Source organism: Pseudomonas sp. O230, assembly GCF_045447035.1.
Classification (GTDB): Bacteria; Pseudomonadota; Gammaproteobacteria; order Pseudomonadales; family Pseudomonadaceae; genus Aquipseudomonas.
This window is the reverse complement of record NZ_JBJGXN010000004.1, coordinates 102,490-119,980: the sequence shown is the minus strand read 5'-3', so window position 1 is coordinate 119,980 and position 17,491 is coordinate 102,490. Positions and strand designations below refer to the sequence as shown.

15 protein-coding genes and 1 other RNA gene are annotated in these 17,491 nt (G+C 61.0%); 2 read left to right on the top strand and 14 right to left on the bottom strand.

The window, feature by feature from the left end; genetic code table 11:
* Positions 1-4: 4 nt before the first annotated feature.
* The 14 genes from ACI77H_RS09485 to rsmI form a co-directional block, all read right to left on the bottom strand.
* Complete coding sequence (locus tag ACI77H_RS09485; RefSeq protein ID WP_407011675.1) at positions 5-961, bottom strand: D-alanine--D-alanine ligase; 957 nt, start codon at positions 959-961, stop codon at positions 5-7.
* Positions 958-2,418, bottom strand: coding sequence for a UDP-N-acetylmuramate--L-alanine ligase (gene murC / locus ACI77H_RS09480; protein WP_407011674.1), 1,461 nt, complete (start codon positions 2,416-2,418; stop codon positions 958-960). Before murC ends, ACI77H_RS09485 begins: the two co-directional genes overlap by 4 nt.
* The gene (gene murG / locus ACI77H_RS09475) at positions 2,411-3,481 is read right to left on the bottom strand and encodes an undecaprenyldiphospho-muramoylpentapeptide beta-N-acetylglucosaminyltransferase (protein WP_407011673.1); all 1,071 of its coding nucleotides are present in this window, start codon (positions 3,479-3,481) and stop codon (positions 2,411-2,413) included. Before murG ends, murC begins: the two co-directional genes overlap by 8 nt.
* The gene (gene ftsW, locus ACI77H_RS09470) at positions 3,471-4,688 is read right to left on the bottom strand and encodes a putative lipid II flippase FtsW (RefSeq protein WP_407011672.1); all 1,218 of its coding nucleotides are present in this window, start codon (positions 4,686-4,688) and stop codon (positions 3,471-3,473) included. Before ftsW ends, murG begins: the two co-directional genes overlap by 11 nt.
* On the bottom strand, positions 4,685-6,031 hold the full coding sequence (gene murD / locus ACI77H_RS09465; protein ID WP_407011671.1) for a UDP-N-acetylmuramoyl-L-alanine--D-glutamate ligase: 1,347 nt from the start codon (positions 6,029-6,031) through the stop codon (positions 4,685-4,687). The genes ftsW and murD overlap by 4 nt, the downstream gene beginning before the upstream one ends.
* Positions 6,032-6,036: 5 nt before the next feature.
* Positions 6,037-7,119, bottom strand: a complete 1,083-nt coding sequence (gene mraY, locus ACI77H_RS09460; protein WP_407011670.1) for a phospho-N-acetylmuramoyl-pentapeptide-transferase — start codon at positions 7,117-7,119, stop codon at positions 6,037-6,039.
* Complete coding sequence (gene murF, locus ACI77H_RS09455) at positions 7,119-8,486, bottom strand: UDP-N-acetylmuramoyl-tripeptide--D-alanyl-D-alanine ligase (RefSeq protein ID WP_407011669.1); 1,368 nt, start codon at positions 8,484-8,486, stop codon at positions 7,119-7,121. Before murF ends, mraY begins: the two co-directional genes overlap by 1 nt.
* Complete coding sequence (locus tag ACI77H_RS09450; RefSeq protein WP_407011668.1) at positions 8,479-9,942, bottom strand: UDP-N-acetylmuramoyl-L-alanyl-D-glutamate--2,6-diaminopimelate ligase; 1,464 nt, start codon at positions 9,940-9,942, stop codon at positions 8,479-8,481. The genes murF and ACI77H_RS09450 overlap by 8 nt, the downstream gene beginning before the upstream one ends.
* Positions 9,942-11,681, bottom strand: coding sequence for a penicillin-binding protein 2 (locus tag ACI77H_RS09445; protein WP_214384926.1), 1,740 nt, complete (start codon positions 11,679-11,681; stop codon positions 9,942-9,944). The genes ACI77H_RS09450 and ACI77H_RS09445 overlap by 1 nt, the downstream gene beginning before the upstream one ends.
* Positions 11,681-11,974, bottom strand: a complete 294-nt coding sequence (gene ftsL, locus ACI77H_RS09440) for a cell division protein FtsL (protein WP_407011667.1) — start codon at positions 11,972-11,974, stop codon at positions 11,681-11,683. The genes ACI77H_RS09445 and ftsL overlap by 1 nt, the downstream gene beginning before the upstream one ends.
* On the bottom strand, positions 11,971-12,918 hold the full coding sequence (rsmH, locus tag ACI77H_RS09435; protein ID WP_407011666.1) for a 16S rRNA (cytosine(1402)-N(4))-methyltransferase RsmH: 948 nt from the start codon (positions 12,916-12,918) through the stop codon (positions 11,971-11,973). The genes ftsL and rsmH overlap by 4 nt, the downstream gene beginning before the upstream one ends.
* Positions 12,915-13,370: a division/cell wall cluster transcriptional repressor MraZ gene (mraZ, locus tag ACI77H_RS09430; RefSeq protein ID WP_407011665.1), complete on the bottom strand. Its 456-nt coding sequence runs from the start codon at positions 13,368-13,370 to the stop codon at positions 12,915-12,917. The genes rsmH and mraZ overlap by 4 nt, the downstream gene beginning before the upstream one ends.
* Positions 13,371-13,725: 355 nt before the next feature.
* An RNA gene (rnpB, locus tag ACI77H_RS09425) (RNase P RNA component class A) lies at positions 13,726-14,079 on the bottom strand.
* A gap of 75 nt (positions 14,080-14,154) precedes the next feature.
* On the bottom strand, positions 14,155-15,060 hold the full coding sequence (rsmI, locus tag ACI77H_RS09420; protein WP_161990822.1) for a 16S rRNA (cytidine(1402)-2'-O)-methyltransferase: 906 nt from the start codon (positions 15,058-15,060) through the stop codon (positions 14,155-14,157).
* A 176-nt stretch (positions 15,061-15,236) separates the two neighbouring features.
* Between rsmI and ACI77H_RS09415 the strand changes: the two genes are divergently transcribed.
* Positions 15,237-17,048, top strand: a complete 1,812-nt coding sequence (locus tag ACI77H_RS09415; RefSeq protein ID WP_407011664.1) for a penicillin-binding protein activator — start codon at positions 15,237-15,239, stop codon at positions 17,046-17,048.
* Positions 17,048-17,410 (top strand): YraN family protein, encoded by a 363-nt coding sequence (locus ACI77H_RS09410; protein ID WP_019582357.1) that lies wholly within the window; start codon positions 17,048-17,050, stop codon positions 17,408-17,410. Before ACI77H_RS09415 ends, ACI77H_RS09410 begins: the two co-directional genes overlap by 1 nt.
* The last annotated feature ends 81 nt before the right edge of the window (positions 17,411-17,491 follow it).

Genomic DNA, 17,491 nt, shown 5'->3' with positions numbered 1-17,491 from the left:
GGTCTTACCCTCGAACCTCAACACTGGCGGCCAGGATCGCCAGGACCAATTGCTGGAAATCCAGACCGGCGGCACGGGCCGCCATCGGGACCAAACTGTGATCGGTCATGCCCGGTGCGGTGTTGACTTCGAGGAACCAGAACTGCCCTTCGGCGTCCTGCATCACGTCAGCCCTGCCCCAACCGGCGATACCCAGCGCCTCACAGGCTTTCGCCGTGAGGTCCATCAGTTCTTTTTCCTTGTTGCTGTCCAGGCCGCATGGAATCCGGTACTGAGTATCGGAAGCCACGTACTTGGCGTCGTAGTCGTAGAAACTGTGCGTCGTGCCCAGGGCAATCGGTGGCAACACCTGGTCACGCAGGGTGGCGATGGTGAACTCCGGACCTTGAATCCATTGCTCGACCAACACTTGCGAATCGTAGGTACTGGCCGCTTTCCACGCTTCAATCAACTCGGGCGCGGAAGTCACTTTGGCCATCCCGATACTTGAACCTTCATGGGCCGGTTTGACGATCAAAGGGAAGCCCAGTTCCGTCGCCGCCGAAATACAATCGGCCTCGCAACTCAGTACCGCGTGGCGTGGCGTCGGAATGCCGAGGCTGTGCCAGACCTGCTTGGTGCGCAGTTTGTCCATGGCCAGTGCCGACGCCAGAATGCCGCTGCCGGTGTACGGAATGCCCAGGCATTCCAGCAGGCCTTGCATGCTGCCGTCTTCACCGCCACGACCGTGGAGAATGATGAACGCGCGGTCGATTTTTTCGTTGAGCAAACGCTGCAAAAGGTCATCGCCGACGTCGAGACCGAACGCGTCCACACCCGCGCTTTGCAGCGCTTCGAGAACCGCGTTACCCGACTTCAGGGACACTTCGCGCTCGGCACTCTTGCCGCCGAAGAGCACGGCGACGCGGCCGAAATCTTTCGGCGCAATAGTGGAGACGAGGTTGGCGTAAGCAGCAGTCATTTCAACTTCCCCACGCTCGGCGCGGCAACGGCGCCAGCGAACAACGGACTGTTCAACAGTTTCGGTGCGAGACCGCCGATATCACCGGCGCCCTGGCACAGCAGGATGTCGCCGGCACGCAGCAGCGGCTTGACGACAGGTGCGAGATCGACGCCGCGCTCGATGTAGATCGGGTCGAGCTGACCGCGCTGACGGATGCTGTTGCACAGCTTGCGGCTGTCCGCGCCCGGAATCGGCTCTTCGCCGGCCGGATAGACTTCCATCAGCAGCAGGACGTTGGCGTCGGCCAGTACATTGACGAAATCGTCGTACAGGTCGCGGGTGCGGCTGTAGCGGTGCGGCTGGTAAACCATCACCAGGCGACGCTCCGGCCAGCCACCGCGCACGGCTTTGATCACGGCGGCGACTTCGGTCGGGTGGTGACCGTAGTCGTCGACCAGCATCACGTTGCCGCCCTCAACCGGCAGTTCGCCGTAGACCTGGAAGCGGCGGCCGACACCCTGGAACCCGGACAGGCCCTGGACAATGGCTTCATCGCTGACGCCTTCATCGGAGGCAATGCAGATGGTCGCCAAGGCGTTCAATACATTGTGGTTGCCCGGCATGTTGACCGAGACATCCAACGGCTCGCGCTCAGGGCGCAGCACGGTGAAAAAAGTCTGCATGCCTTGCTGACGGACATTGATTGCGCGCACGTCGCAATCGTCGCCGAAGCCGTAGGTGACCGTCGGGCGCTTGACCAGCGGCAGAATTTCACGCACCACCGGATCGTCCAGGCACACCACTGCCAAACCGTAGAACGGCAGGTTGTGCAGGAACTCGACGAAGGTTTTCTTCAGTTTGTTGAAGTCGCCGTCGTAGGTCGCCATGTGGTCGGCGTCGATGTTGGTGACCACGGCCACCAGTGGCTGCAAGTGCAGGAAACTGGCGTCGCTCTCGTCGGCTTCGGCGATCAGGTAGCGGCTGGTGCCGAGCTGGGCATTGGTGCCGGCTGCATTCAGGCGACCACCGATGACGAACGTCGGATCGAGGCCACCGGCGGCGAACACCGAAGCGATCAGGCTGGTAGTGGTGGTTTTGCCGTGCGTACCGGCAACGGCGATGCCGTGGCGATAGCGCATCAGTTCAGCCAGCATCTCGGCACGCGGCACCACCGGAATACGGCGCTCAAGCGCGGTGGCGACTTCCGGGTTGGAGGTGTTCACGGCGCTCGACACCACCAACACGTCGGCGGCGGCAGCGTTCTCGGCACGGTGGCCGATAAAAATCTGGGCGCCGAAGGATTCGAGACGCTCGGTGACCGGCGAAGCTTTCAGGTCGGAACCGGACACTTCATAGCCCAGGTTCAGCAACACTTCGGCGATACCGCACATGCCCACGCCGCCGATACCGACGAAGTGGATGCGACGGATGCGGCGCATTTCCGGTTGTGGCATGGCTTTCTGATTCTCAACCATGGGCCACCTCCAGGCAGGTATCGACCACGTTACGGGTCGCATCGGGTTTGGCCAGGCGGCGTGCCGCAGTGGCCATGTCGGTGAGTCGTTGTGGTTGCATCAGGACCTCTGTCAGGCGTGCGGCCAGATCCGCTGCGCCAGTCGTTCTTTGCGGCATCAGGAAGGCAGCGCCTTCACGGGCCAAATAATCGGCGTTGCGGGTCTGGTGATCGTCGATCGCGTGGGGCAAAGGCACCAGCATCGAGGGCAGACCGGCGGCGGCCAGTTCACTGATGGTCAACGCGCCTGCACGGCACACCACCAGGTCGGCCCAGCCATAGGCATGGGCCATGTCTTTGATGAAAGGCTGCACTTGCGCCTCGACGCCAGCCGCGCGATAGCGCTCTGCAGTCACTTCATCGTGGTTTTTGCCGGCCTGATGGAACACTTCCGGGCGCAGGTCGACGGCGACTTGCGACAGGGCTTCAGGCAGCAACTTGTTCAACGGTTCTGCGCCCAGGCTTCCGCCGAGGATCAGCAAACGCGCCTTGCGACCGGCCAGGGCTGGTCGCGGGGTATCGAGGAACAGCTCGGTGCGCACCGGGTTACCGGTGGTCCGTCGGCTGTCCGACAGGGTAAAGGTGTCAGGGAACGCTTCACAGACTCGGGCGGCCAACGGCACCAGCAACCGATTGGCGGTACCGGCCACGGCGTTCTGTTCATGAACGATCACCGGCACGCCGGCCAGTTTGGCTGCAACGCCACCAGGACCGGTCACGTAACCACCGAAGCCAACCACGCACACCGGCTGCAACTGACGAATGATCGCCCGCGCCTGCCAGACGGATTTGAGCAACATCAGCGGCGCCTTGAGCAGGGACAACTTGCCCTTGCCGCGCAGGCCGCTGGCGTTGATGCGGTGCAGCTCGATGCCGGCCATCGGCACCAGATCGTTTTCAATGCCGCGCGGCGTCCCGAGCCAATGCACCGTGTAACCACGGGCCTGGAACTCGCGAGCGCAGGCCAGTGCCGGAAACACGTGACCACCGGTGCCGCCCGCCATGATCAATACGTTAGCGCCCATGGGTCGGCTCCTCGGCGAAGTCGCTCTCATGGAATTCCATCTCCTCACTGCCCAGATGGGTTCGACTCTCCCATTCAATGCGCAGCAACAAACCGAGACAGGCACAGCAGATCACCAACGAACTGCCGCCATAACTGAGGAACGGCAGGGTCAGGCCTTTGGTTGGCAGCAGACCGACGTTCACCCCGATGTTGATCAGGAACTGACCAATCCACAGGAATGACAAGCCGTACGCGATATAAGCGGCGAAGAATTGCTTGGCCTTCTCGGCCCAATAACCGATGTACATGCCGCGAATACAGACAAACACGAACAACGCCACGGTGAACAAGGAACCCACGGCTCCCAGCTCTTCGGCCAGGACCGAGAACACGAAGTCGGTGTGGGCTTCCGGCAGGTAGAACTGTTTCTGCACGCTGTTGCCCAGGCCTACGCCCAGCCATTCACCGCGACCAAACGCGATCAAGGCTTGCGATAACTGGTAGCCGGCGCCGAACTGGTCCGCCCACGGATCGGCAAAGTTGGTCAGACGCGCCATTCGATACGGCTGCACCTGAATCAACAACACCACCGCCGCGACTGCCAGAACCACCATCAAGGAGAACCGGAACAGCCCGACCCCGCCGAGAAACAGCATCGCCGCCGCAGCGCCCATCATCACGACGGTTGCACCGAAGTCCGGCTCCATCAGCAACAGACCTGCCATCGGCAGCAGCACGATGAACGGCTTGAAGAAGCCCATCCAGCTTTCACGCACTTCTTTCTGGCGCCGCACCAGATACCCGGCGAGGTAGATCACCACGAACACCTTGGCAATCTCGGACGGCTGCACGTTGAAGAAACTGAAACCGATCCAGCGCATCGAGCCGTTCACTTCACGGCCGATCCCGGGAATGATCACCATCACCAGCAAACCGAACGCACCAATCAGCATCAGCCAGCCCAGGCGCTGCCAAGTGGCGATCGGAATCATCATGGTGACGATGCAGGCACCCAGGCCCAACACCACGTAGATCAAATGGCGAATCATGTAGTACAGCGCACTGCCCGACTGCACGGCCGCCACTTCGGTCGAAGCAGACGCGATCATCACCAGCCCGAGGCCGAGCAAGGCCAGGCAACCGGCGAGCATCGGAAAGTCGAGGTCGATGCCGCGTCCGGTAATGAGCGGCGAAGGATACGGCTTGATGATGTTGAGCAGGCTCATGCCAGATCCTCCACGGCGCGGACGAACTGGTGACCACGGTCTTCGTAATTCTTGAACATGTCGAAACTGGCGCAGGCCGGCGACAACAGCACCACGTCGCCCGGTTGCGCAGCGGCGCGGCATTGCTCAACCGCTTCGACCAGCGAAGTGGCGCGGATCAGCGGCACGGCGTCGCCAATGGCCTCACCGATCTTGTCGGAGTCACGGCCCATCAGGATCACGGCGCGGCAGTTGGCCGCCACCGGATTACGCAGATCGTTGAACTCGGCGCCCTTGCCGTCGCCACCGGCGATCAGCACGACCTTGCCGTCGATGTCCGCGCCCAACCCTTCGATGGCGGCCAATGCGGCGCCGACGTTGGTGGCTTTGGAATCGTTGTAGTAGCTCACACCGTCCAGGTCACGGACCCACCGGCAGCGATGTTCGAGACCGGCGAACGTGCGCAGGCTCGACAGCATGGCGTCGAACGGCAGGCCGACCGCGTGCCCCAGGGCCAGAGCCGCCAGGGCGTTGGACTGATTGTGGGCACCGCGAATTTTCAACTCGCGCACCGGCATCAGGTTCTGGAATTCGAAGGCCAGGTATTTCTCGCCGTCTTCTTCCCGGATCCCAAAGGCCTTGAAATCGGGTTTGCTCAAACCGAAGGTCCAGCATGGCTGACCTTCACCCATCAACGGACGGCTCAGGGCGTCCTGACGGTTGACCACGAACTGTTTGGCGCCACGGAAGATCCGGTGCTTGGCCAGGTGATAAGCCGGCAGACCGCTGTAGCGGTCCATGTGGTCTTCGCTGACGTTGAGCACGGTCGCCACTTCGGCGTTGAGTTGGTCGGTGGTTTCGAGCTGGAAGCTCGACAGCTCCATCACGTACAACTCGACGTCATCGCTAAGCAGGTCCAGCGCCGGCGTACCGAGGTTGCCGCCGACCGCGACGCGCTTACCGGCCGCAGCCGCCATCTCGCCCACCAGCGTGGTCACGGTGCTTTTCGCGTTGGAACCGCTGATGGCGACAATTGGCGCCTTCGCATTACGCGCGAACAACTCGATGTCGCCGGACAATTTCACGCCACGGGCGGCGGCGGCCTGCAGGGCCGGGGTCGCCAGCGCCAGGCCGGGGCTCACGTAGAGCTCGTCGGCACGGCACAGGAATTCGAAGTCCAGCTCGCCACAACGCACTTCCACGTGCGGATAGTCACGCTTGAGCGTGGCCAGTTCCGGTGGATTTTCCCGCGTATCGGCCACGGCAAACGACGTGCCCCGGTTCGCCAGGAAGCGAACCAGGGACATGCCGCTCTTGCCGAGGCCGACAACGATGCGGAAGTGGTCAGAAGCGATCAGAGACACTCGTTCTACCTCAGCTTCAGGGTGGCAAGGCCGACCAACACGAGAATCACGGTGATGATCCAGAAACGGACGATCACGCGTGGCTCGGGCCAGCCCTTGAGTTCAAAGTGGTGGTGAATCGGCGCCATGCGGAACACACGGCGACCGGTCAGTTTGAAGGAGGCAACCTGAATGACGACTGACAGGGTCTCCATCACGAACACGCCGCCCATGATGAACAGGACGATTTCCTGCCGGACGATCACCGCGATGGTGCCCAGGGCTGCGCCCAGCGCCAGCGCGCCGACGTCACCCATGAAGACTTGTGCCGGATAGGTGTTGAACCACAGGAACCCGAGGCCCGCACCGATCAATGCACCGCAGAACACGATCAGCTCACCGGCTCCGGGTACGTACGGGATCAGCAGGTATTCGGCGAATTTCACGTTACCCGACAGGTAGCAGAAAATCCCCAGGCCACCGCCGACCATCACGGTCGGCATGATCGCCAGGCCGTCGAGGCCGTCGGTCAGGTTGACCGCGTTGCTCGAACCGACGATCACGAAATAGGTCAGGACGATGAAGCCTGCGCCCAGCGGAATGCTGTAGTCCTTGAGCATCGGCAGGATCAGGGTGGTTTCGACCGGGGTCGCAGCGGTCTTATAAAGGAAGATCGCCGCGGCGAGGCCAAACACCGACTGCCAGAAATACTTCCAGCGGCTCGGCAAGCCTTTCGAGTTTTTCTCGATTACCTTGCGATAGTCATCGACCCAACCGATGGCACCGAACAGCAACGTCACCAGCAACACGGTCCACACATAGCGGTTGCTCAGGTCAGCCCAGAGCAAAGTGCTGACGCCGATGGACGACAGGATCAGTGCACCGCCCATGGTCGGAGTGCCGGATTTGGACAGGTGCGATTGCGGACCGTCGTTACGAACGGACTGGCCGATCTGACGATTCTGCAACGTGCGGATCATCCACGGGCCATAGCACAGCGACAAAACCAGCGCGGTCAGCACACCGAGAATCCCGCGCAGGGTCAGGTACTGAAAGACCGCGAAGCCTTTGTAGAACTGTTGCAGATACTCCGCTAGCAGCAGCAGCATTAATGCTTCTCCAGACTGGACCCGCACAAAGCGGCGACGATGTTTTCCATCGCAGCGCTGCGCGAGCCCTTGATCAAAATGGTGGTGTTTGTGTCTTGCTCGGCGCCCAGGGCCTTGATCAGTTCAGCCTGCGTGGTGAAGTGATAAGCCTGCTCGCCAAAAGCGTTTACGGCGTGAGCCATCAATGGCCCGACCGCGTAAAGCGCGCAAACCTTGCCGCGGGCGTATTCACCCACATCGCGGTGCCCCTGCTCCGCCCAATCGCCCAACTCACCGATATCCCCGAGCACCAGAACGGTGCGACCGGAAAAGCCGGCGAGTATATCAACGGCGGCGCACATGGAGGTGGGGTTCGCGTTGTAAGTGTCATCGATCACGCGCATGCCATTGCTGGCCAGCTGCGCGACGGTGCGGCCCTTGACCGGCTGCACCGCGCCGAGGCCGGTGGCGATGCCGAACAGCGACACGCCCAAGGCGTGCGCCGCAGCGGCGGCGGCCATGGCATTGGCGACGTTATGGGTGCCGAGCAGGTTCAGTTGAACGTGCTCCACACCTTCAGGACTGTGCAGATTGAACGCCGGGCAGCCGCGCGCGTCACGGTCCAGATCGCTGGCGTAGAAGTCGGCGCTGACGTTGCTCAGGGCGAAGGTCAGCACTTTGCGACCGGCAGCGCGGGTCTTCCAGATCTCGAATGCCTTGTCGTCAAGGTTGAGCACGGCAATGCCATCGGCCGCCAGCCCTTCAATAATCTCGCCTTTGGCTTCAACGATTTTTTCCGGCCCGCCAAACTCGCCAACGTGGGCGGTCCCGGCGTTGTTGAGCACGGCCACATGGGGCTTGGTCATGCCGACGGTGTAGGCAATTTCGCCGAGGCGCGAAGCGCCGAGTTCGATCACTGCGGCGGTGTGTTCCGGCGCGAGCTCAAGCAAGGTCAGCGGCACGCCGAGGTCATTGTTGAGGTTGCCACGAGTCGCCAACACCGGACCGCGGGTGCGCAGGATGCTCGCGAGCATTTCCTTGACCGTGGTCTTGCCGCTGGAACCGGTGATGGCGGCGACAGGATGAGTGAACGCTGCACGGTTCATCGCACCCAGTTGCCCAAGGGCCTGACGTGTGTCCTTGACCAGCAATTGCGGCAGCGCACTGTCGGCCACTTCGCGTTCGACCAGGGCAGCCACGGCGCCTTTGTTCGCCACGTCGTTCAAATAGTCATGACCGTCGAAACGCGGGCCGGTCAACGCAATAAACAGTTGGCCCGACTTGATCGCACGGCTGTCGATGCTGACGCCATGGAACGTGGCATCTACGGCGATCAAGCGGCCATTCAGTGCGCTGGTCAGTTCGCTCAGTTTCAGGTTCTTAAGCATGAGCCGCCTCCCACGCGGTCAAGGCATGATTAGCCTCGACCAGATCCGAGAAGTCATGGCGCTGGCCGTTGATTTCCTGATAGTCCTCGTGGCCTTTACCGGCCAGGACAATCACGTCATCCACTGAAGCACTGGCGATCAACTGCGCAATAGCCTGACCACGACCGGCGACGAACGTGACCTTATCCACGTTGGTGAAACCGGCGCGGATGTCATCAAAGATCACTGCCGGGTCTTCGGTGCGCGGGTTGTCATCCGTCACCAGCACGCCATCAGCGAGACGTTCGACCACTTCAGCCATCAGCGGACGCTTGCCGCGATCGCGATCACCGCCACAGCCGAACAGGCACAGCAAACGACCTTTGGCGTGTGGACGCAGGGCCATCAATACTTTTTCCAGCGCATCCGGGGTGTGGGCGTAATCGACCACCACCAGCGGCTGAGTGCCGCCGCCCAGGCGCTGCATGCGTCCGGCAGGGCCTTCGAGTTTTGGCAGGACCTTGAGGATTTCGTCCAGCGCGTAGTCGAGACCGAGCAAGGCGCCGACCGCTGCCAGGACGTTGCTCAGGTTAAAGCGGCCGAGCAAGGTGCTGCGCAGATGATGCTCGCCTTGCGGCGTGACCAACGTGGCGCGCACGCCTTCGTCGTCGAACTGCGCTTCGCGGCAAAACAGGTAGGCACTGCTGTCGAGCAGACTGTAGGTGATCAGGCGCGACTCACGTTTTTCGGCGGCCAGTTGCCGGCCGAAATCGTCGTCGAGGTTCACCACCCGGCATTTCAAATCATTCCAGGCAAACAGCTTGGCCTTGGCTTCGCCATAGGCCTGCATGGTGCCGTGGTAATCCAGATGATCTCGGGAAAGGTTGGTCATCACCGCCACATCAAACGCCAATGCAGTCACGCGACCCTGATCCAGGCCGTGGGAAGACACTTCCATCGCCACGGCTTTGGCGCCAGCCTTTTTCAGGTCAGCGAGGGTCGCTTGCACGGCGATCGGGTTCGGCGTGGTGTGCAGGCCGCTTTCCAGCGCGCCGTAAAATCCGGTGCCCAGGGTGCCGACAATGCCGCAATGCTGGCCGAGCAAATCCAGTGCTTGTGCAACCAATTGGGTCACGCTGGTTTTGCCGTTGGTCCCGGTCACGCCGACCAGGTTCAGGTGGCGGCTCGGTTCACCGTAGAAACGCCCGGCGATATCGGACAGCTGCGCCGCCAGGCCTTTGACCGGAATCAGCGGCACGTCCGTGATCGGCAACACGGTGGCGCCTTCGACTTCATACGCCACCGCCGCTGCACCGCGCTGCAAGGCATCGGCAATGTGTGCGCGCCCGTCGAACTTGCCGCCAGGGACGGCAAGAAACAGATCGCCAGCCCGTACGTTGCGGCTGTCCAGTGTCAGTTCGCGGATCAACAGATCGCGACCGGCGTGGGCGAAAATCTTGTTCAGACTCAGAGACATCAGCCGCGCCCTCCATTGGCTTTCAGCGGAACGACCGGTGTTGCGTTGGCTTGTTGCACCGGCGGCAGGTTGTCCGGCGTGACGTTCATCAGGCGCAAGGTCCCGGACATCACTTTGCTGAACACCGGCGCCGAGACCAGACCACCGAAGTAGCCGGCTTTGGTCGGTTCATCGATCACCACCACAATGGCGTATCGCGGATCGCTCATCGGGCCGAAGCCTGCGAACAGCGAGCGGTAGGAATTCTCGGCGTAGCCTTTGGTACCGACCGACGTTTTACGCGCAGTACCCGACTTGCCGCCCACGTGATACGCCGGCACTTGCGCGCGGAATACACCGCGCGGCGCCTCAATCACTTGTTGCAGCATGGTTTGCATGGTCTTGGCGACGGCTTCCGGGAGCACTTGCGTGGTCTGCGGCGCCTTGTCGGTCTTGATCAGGGTCAGCGGCGCGAGGCGACCGTTGTTGGCCAGGGCCGAGAAGGCGTGGACCAACTGGATCGCGGTCACGGAAATGCCGTAGCCGTAGGACAGCGTCGCGGTTTCAGCCTTGCGCCACTCGCGGTAGTTCGGCAGGTTGCCCACGCGCTCGCCCGGGAAGCCGAGGCCGGTGTCCTGGCCGAGGCCGACTTTCTGTGCCAGACGGAAAATGGTTTCGCCGCCGATATCGAACGCGACCTTACTCATGCCGACGTTACTGGAGTTGATCAGGATGCCGGTCAGGTCGAGGACCGGACCTTCGGTCTTGGATACGTCCTTGATGGTGTACTTACCAATCTGCAAGCTGCCCGGGTACACCTCGACGGTGTCAGTCGGTTTCCAGCGGCCGGTTTCGATGGCGGCGCTCATGGAAATCGCTTTCATGGTCGAACCCGGTTCGAACACGTCGATCATCGCGCGGTTACGCATCATCGCCGGTTGCAGGTTGCGACGGTTGTTCGGGTTGTAGGTCGGCTGGTTAACCATGGCGAGGATCTCGCCGGTCTTCACGTCCATGATCACCAGGCTGCCGGCCTTGGCGCCGTTCTCGATGATCGCGTTGCGCAGCTCACGGTTGGCCAGGTATTGCAGACGCAGGTCAATGGACAACGCCAAGGGCTTGCCGGCCTTGGCGTTTTTTGTCACCTGAACATCTTTGATAAGTCGACCGCGCCGGTCCTTGATCACCTGACGCTTGCCGGCGACACCGGCGAGCCATTCGTCATAGGCCAGTTCGACACCTTCACGACCGTGGTCATCGATGTCGGTAAAACCGACCATGTGCGCCGTTACTTCGCCGGCCGGGTAAAAACGGCGGAATTCTTCGATGCCGTAAACACCGGGCACTTTCAGGTCGAGCACGGACTGGCCTTGCTCAGGCGTCAGCCCGCGCACCAGATAGATAAATTCTTTGTTGGCCTGGGCTTCGAGACGCTCGGCCAGGGCTTTCGGATCCTGACCCAATGCGGCCGCCAATGCGGGCCACTTCTCTTTGGCCAGTTGCATTTCCTTGGCATTGGCCCACAGCGTGGTGACCGGGGTACTGACAGCCAAAGGCTCGCCGTTACGGTCGGTGATCAGACCACGGTGAGCCGGAATCGGGATGTGACGAACGCTGCGCGCGTCGCCCTGGCCTTTGAGGAAGGCACGGTCGACCACTTGCAGGTCAATGATTCGCCAGCAAATCGCTGCGACCATGACACCGAGCAAACCCACCACCAGGCGAAACCGCCATGGGAACATTGCGCCTTCGAGTTTCATCATGGCGCCACCATCTTCACTTCAGCGGCGCCAGGAATGCGCATCTTCAGTTGCTCGGTGGCCAGCACTTCGATACGGCTGTGCGCGGTCCAGGTACTCTGTTCGAGAATCAGCCGCCCCCATTCCGCCTGCGCCTTGTCGCGCACGCTCAACTCGTTGTACAGCGAGTTCAACAGCTGACGGTTCCAGTGGGCGCTGTACGACACACCGATGGCCGACACGAGCACGCCCACAAACAGCAGCAGCATGAAAAAGCTTCCGCCGGGAAGTGGCTTGGCGAAAAGCTTGCTCACCGCAGCTTCTCCGCGACGCGCATGACGGCGCTACGGGAACGTGGGTTGGCTTTGAGTTCGGCCTCGGAGGCGGACTGCGCTTTGCCATGGACTTTGATTTTCGGTTCGAAAGCGACGTGACGTACCGGTAGGTTGCGCGGCAGGTTGTCGGCTTCGCCTTTCACCAGTTTGCGCATGAACAGTTTGACGATGCGGTCTTCGAGCGAGTGGAAGCTGATGACCACCAGACGGCCACCGATTTCCAGGGATTCCAGCGCGGCTTCGAGACCGGCTTCCAGATCGCCCAATTCGTTGTTGACGTGAATACGCAGGCCCTGGAAGGCACGGGTAGCGGGGTTTTTGCCCTTTTCCCACGCCGGGTTGGCGACTTTCAGGACTTCGGCCAGGTCGCCGGTGCGCTCGAACGGCTTGATGTCGCGACGCTCAGCCACGGCACGAGCCATGCGACCGGAGAAACGTTCTTCGCCGTATTCCTTGAACACCCGGGCGATTTCTTCCGCCGGCGCGGTGTTGACGAATTCGGCTGCGCTGATCCCGCGGGACGGGTCCATGCGCATGTCGAGCGGGCCATCATTGAGAAAACTGAAACCGCGCTCAGGGTCGTCGAGCTGCGGCGAGGACACGCCCAGATCGAGCAAAACGCCGCTGACCTTGCCGGCCAGACCGCGTTCGGCGACTTCCGAACCGAGCTCGGCAAAGCTGCGCTGCACAACGACAAAGCGGCCGTCTTCGGCCGCTAGCGTCTGCCCGGTGGCAATCGCTTGAGGATCCTTGTCAAACCCCAGCAACCGACCCTCGGGACCGAGCTGGCTGAGAATCAGCCGACTGTGCCCGCCACGTCCGAACGTGCCGTCCAGATAGCAGCCATCAGGACGTACGGCGAGAGCCTCGACGGCTTCGTCAAGCAGTACGGTGATGTGGTTAAAGCCGCTATCAATAGTCACAGGATCAAATCACGCAGTTCATCAGGCATGGCGCCCGGTTGTTGAATAGCAGCCAGGTCAGCGGCAGAAACCGCATCCCAGGCATCCTCGTCCCACAATTGGAACTTGTTCAGTTGGCCTACCAGCATCGCGTGCTTATCCAACCTGGCATATTCGCGAAGACGCGGTGGAACCAGAAAACGACCACTGCCATCGAGCTCGAGGTCGACGGCATTACCAATCAGTAAACGTTGCAGGCGGCGGTTCTCTTCGCGAAGCGAAGGCAGTGCGCGCAGTTTGGTTTCAATAATTTCCCACTCATCGAGGGGGTAAACACACAAACATGGATCAACGGCATCAATTGTGACGATTAACTGACCGGAACTACGCGAAACGAGCTCGTCACGGTACCGGCTCGGCATAGCGAGACGGCCCTTTGCGTCGAGACTGATAGCGTTAGCTCCGCGAAACACGTCAGCGTTTCTCCAAATGTTAGCGTTTTGCGTTCAAAAAACCCACTTCATGCCACTTTCCGCCACTTGCGCACACTATAGGAATGCGGCCACCGCACCGTCAAGGCGCGGATTAAAGGAAAACCCTTACAGAACTGAGATTTAGGAGCGTATCAGGAGGGGTAACGGCAATCTGGCGGATGAATTTTCTCAATAACTTGAATCAGCACAGAAGGCTGCGCTCAGAAGTTAAAGTAGTTTGTTAAGAGTAAGATTTTTTCGGTATTACAAAAGAGGTTATGCGATTGATTGTGCAGGAGGGAAATTGCCACTACGAGCGCCCTGCTCAACGATTCAAACAGGGAGGGGGAAAAAGGTGGAGAGTCGATCTGTAAGCCGGGTTCTGTCTTGAACAGTCATTCGTCTACGATGGCCATCACTGGACATCTTTAGCAACCTACCCGGTCCCAGCGCGGGCCACGCCTTGGGACCCTATTTGGTCTTGCTCCAAGTGGGGTTTACCTAGCCACGAACTGTTGCCAGACGTGCGGTGCGCTCTTACCGCACCTTTTCACCCTTACCGGCGCCGAAGCGCTTAGGCGGTTATTTTCTGTGGCACTTTCCGTAGGCTCACGCCTCCCAGGCATTACCTGGCACTTCGCCCTATGGAGCCCGGACTTTCCTCCCCCCCCTAATTTTCATAGAGGGCAGCGACTGTCCGATCGACTCTCCGCCGCGAAGGTTAACGGCAGAGCGGGCGAAGAACAAGCGATAAACACCTGCAGCCACTCCAGCACGTCGGGTTTCACTCGCCCTTCTGCTTATCCAGCGCGACCTGATACAGGACATTCTTGCGTTCGCCGGTAATTTGCGCCGCCAATGCTGCGGCACGCTTGAGCGGCATTTCTTCGAGCAACAGATTAAGGATGCGCATCGCTTCACTGCTGACGGCATCTTCAGTCTCGGGGGCGGACCAGCCCGCCACCAACACCACGCACTCACCACGCTGCTGATTGCTGTCCGACTCGACGAACTCGCGCAGCTCGGCCAATGGCAGGCCTTTCAATGTTTCGAAGGTTTTGGTCAGTTCTCGCGCCAGCAACGCCGGGCGCTCGCCACCGAAGACCAGCTCCATGTCTTGCAGGCACTCAAGGATGCGGTGCGGGGCTTCGTAGAAAATCAGCGTGCGCGGTTCTTCCTTGACCAACTCCAGACGAGCACGCCGCCCGACAGCCTTGGCCGGCAGGAAGCCTTCGAAGATAAAACGGTCCGACGGCAAACCTGCCGCCGAGAGTGCTGCGATCAATGCGCAGGCCCCCGGGACCGGCACTACATTGATCCCCGCCGCGCGGGCCTGACGCACCAGGTGATAACCCGGATCGGAGATCAGCGGCGTCCCGGCGTCGGAGATCAGTGCAACATCGTCGCCAGCGAGCAGGCGGGTAATAAAGCGGCTACCTTCGTCCCGTTCGTTATGTTCATGACAGGCCGCCAGCGGCGTGGGGATGCCGAAGTGCTGCATCAACCGTTGGGAATGACGGGTATCCTCGGCGGCGATCAATGCCACCTCGCGCAGGATTTTCAGCGCGCGCGCACTGATGTCGTCCAGGTTGCCGATGGGCGTCGCCACCACATAAAGCGAGCCAGCAGCGGAATTCAAAGCACCTGGAGCAGTCAAAGCGCACACCTCATGGTCGGTAAAAGCCGCCATTGTAGCGCGTAGCGACGCTTGCGATACGTGCAAGCACCCCCGGGTTTTTCCGGTTCTGGTGCCGCGCTGCAACATTTATACGAGCTAAATTGATCGATTCACGCCAGTAACATCGCGCCCCGGCCAGTGCTTGGGTACAATTCCACGCTAATTTGATCGAGTATCAGGAACACTACATGATCGCTTGCCTGCGGCTGTTCACTGCCCTCTGCCTCGCTGCCTTGCTGGCGGCTTGCGCCAGCTCGCCCTCTTCCAGCCTTGGCGAACTTCCACGGACCCCGGATGCCAGTATCGAGCAATTGCTCGATCAGGCCGCCAAAAGCAAAACGCCGGAACAAGCCGCGCTGTTTCGCCTGAGTGCGGCCGACCTCGCTTATCGTCAGGGCAATGCCGGCCAGTCCGCGCAAATCCTGCAACAAGTGCCGGTCGAGCAACTCAAGCCCGGCCAACAGGTATTCGCCAGCACGCTGGCAGCCGAACTGGCCATGGTGCGCAATCAGCCGAAAGCGGCACTGACCGCGCTAAGCCATCCGAGCCTGCAACGCCTGGGTGAATTGCCTGTCGAGCAACAGGTTCGCACCGGCACCGTGCATGCCCGCGCCCTTGAGGCCGATGGGCAGACCCTCCCTGCCGCACGGGAGCGTATTTTCATCGCGCCGATGTTGAGCGGTGAAGCGGCAGGCAAAAACCACGAAGCGATCTGGACTCTGATCGCCTCGCTGCCAACCGACCAATTGCAACCGACCACCAACGACGACCTCGGCGGCTGGATGGGCTTGGCGCTGGCGGTTAAAACGGCCGGTACGCTTGAGCAGCAACAAGCCGCGATCGACAACTGGCGCGCCCAGAACCCTAAGCACCCGGCCGCTATTCAACTGCCGCTGCCACTGACCAAACTCAAGGAACTGGCCAGCCAACCCCTGAGCAAGATCGCCCTGCTGCTGCCGCAAGACGGGCCGCTGGCATCGGTCGGCAAAGCGCTTCGCGAAGGCTTCATGGCAGCGCACTACCAGGCTCAACAGGCCGGCCAGAAGCCGCCTGCCATCGAGTTCTATGACAGCTCGCGCCTGACATCGATGGACGAGTTCTATCGCAAGGCTCAGGCCGATGGCGTGCAATTGGTTGTCGGCCCACTGGAAAAACCGCTGGTCAAACAACTCAGCACTCGTCCGCAGTTGCCGATCACGACCCTGGCGCTGAACTACAGCGAAGGCGAACAAGGACCGGCCCAGCTGTTCCAGTTCGGTCTTGCCGCTGAAGACGAAGCCCGTGAAGTGTCCCGTCGCGCTCGCGCCGACGGCTTGCATCGCGCCGCGATCATGGTGCCGAAAGGCGAATGGGGCGACCGCGTCCTCAGAGCGTTCAGCCAGGATTGGCAAGCCAACGGCGGCAGCATCGTTGCCACCGAGCGCGTTGATCAGCCAGTGCAACTGGCCCAGCAGATCGCCGACATGTTCCAGCTGCGCCAGAGCGAAGGCCGCGCCAAAAGCCTGCAAAGCACTGTCGGTTCGCAGGTCGCCGCCCAACCTTCGCGCCGCCAGGACATCGAGTTCATCTTCCTGGCCGCAACACCTCAGCAGGCCCAGCAGATCAAACCGACCCTGAACTTCCAGTACGCAGGCGATGTGCCGGTTTACGCCACGTCCCACGTGTTCAGTGCCAGCGGCGACGTGAATCAGTACAACGACATGAACGGCATTCGTTTCTGCGAAACCCCATGGTTACTGGATGCCAACGACCCACTGCGCAAGCAAGTGACTGCACAATGGCCACAAGCCGCCGGCAGCCTGGGTCGTTTGTATGCGATGGGCGTCGATGCCTACCGCCTGGCTCCGCGCCTGGGACAACTCAAGGCACTGCCGGACAGCCGCATCGAGGGTCAATCGGGCAGCTTGGGCATGACTCAGAACCAGCGCGTCGTGCGTCAGTTGCCGTGGGCGCAGTTCGTCAGCGGTCAGGTTCAACGCCTGCCGGACACCCCGCGCTAATGCCTGACAGGTCACGCCAGCAAAGCGGTAAAGATGCCGAGCGCCATGCGCTCGAGCATCTTCAACAACAGGGTCTGCGCCTGCTGGCGCAGAACTGGTTGTGTAAACGCGGCGAGCTTGATCTGGTCATGCTTGATGGCGATACAGTAGTATTCGTTGAAGTTCGCTACAGAAAAAACACTCAATGGGGTGGCGCGCTCGATAGCATCGATGAGCGCAAACGGCAGAAGCTGATATTTGCCGCGCAGTATTTTCTTCAGCGCGAGTCGCGTTGGGCCAATTCCCCCTGCCGTTTCGACGTGGTTGCCATCGACAGCAACCTCGATCAGTTGAACTGGCTGCAGAATGCCTTCGACAGCTGATCGCGTGCGTCCCGAACCGGGCACTTTCACCCAACAATTTTGCTCTTTGCTTTGCGGGCTGCACATTCATGTGCCAAGTAG

Coding starts and splice junctions, on each gene's coding strand:
- murF (WP_407011669.1), bottom strand. CDS start 8,486: ATGCTTAAGAACCTGAAACTGAGCGAACTGACCAGCGCACTGAATGGC.
- rsmI (WP_161990822.1), bottom strand. CDS start 15,060: ATGGCGGCTTTTACCGACCATGAGGTGTGCGCTTTGACTGCTCCAGGT.
- ACI77H_RS09410 (WP_019582357.1), top strand. CDS start 17,048: ATGCCTGACAGGTCACGCCAGCAAAGCGGTAAAGATGCCGAGCGCCAT.
- ACI77H_RS09415 (WP_407011664.1), top strand. CDS start 15,237: ATGATCGCTTGCCTGCGGCTGTTCACTGCCCTCTGCCTCGCTGCCTTG.
- mraY (WP_407011670.1), bottom strand. CDS start 7,119: ATGCTGCTGCTGCTAGCGGAGTATCTGCAACAGTTCTACAAAGGCTTC.
- ACI77H_RS09450 (WP_407011668.1), bottom strand. CDS start 9,942: ATGTCTCTGAGTCTGAACAAGATTTTCGCCCACGCCGGTCGCGATCTG.
- murC (WP_407011674.1), bottom strand. CDS start 2,418: ATGGTTGAGAATCAGAAAGCCATGCCACAACCGGAAATGCGCCGCATC.
- murG (WP_407011673.1), bottom strand. CDS start 3,481: ATGGGCGCTAACGTATTGATCATGGCGGGCGGCACCGGTGGTCACGTG.
- ACI77H_RS09445 (WP_214384926.1), bottom strand. CDS start 11,681: ATGAAACTCGAAGGCGCAATGTTCCCATGGCGGTTTCGCCTGGTGGTG.
- ftsW (WP_407011672.1), bottom strand. CDS start 4,688: ATGAGCCTGCTCAACATCATCAAGCCGTATCCTTCGCCGCTCATTACC.
- ACI77H_RS09485 (WP_407011675.1), bottom strand. CDS start 961: ATGACTGCTGCTTACGCCAACCTCGTCTCCACTATTGCGCCGAAAGAT.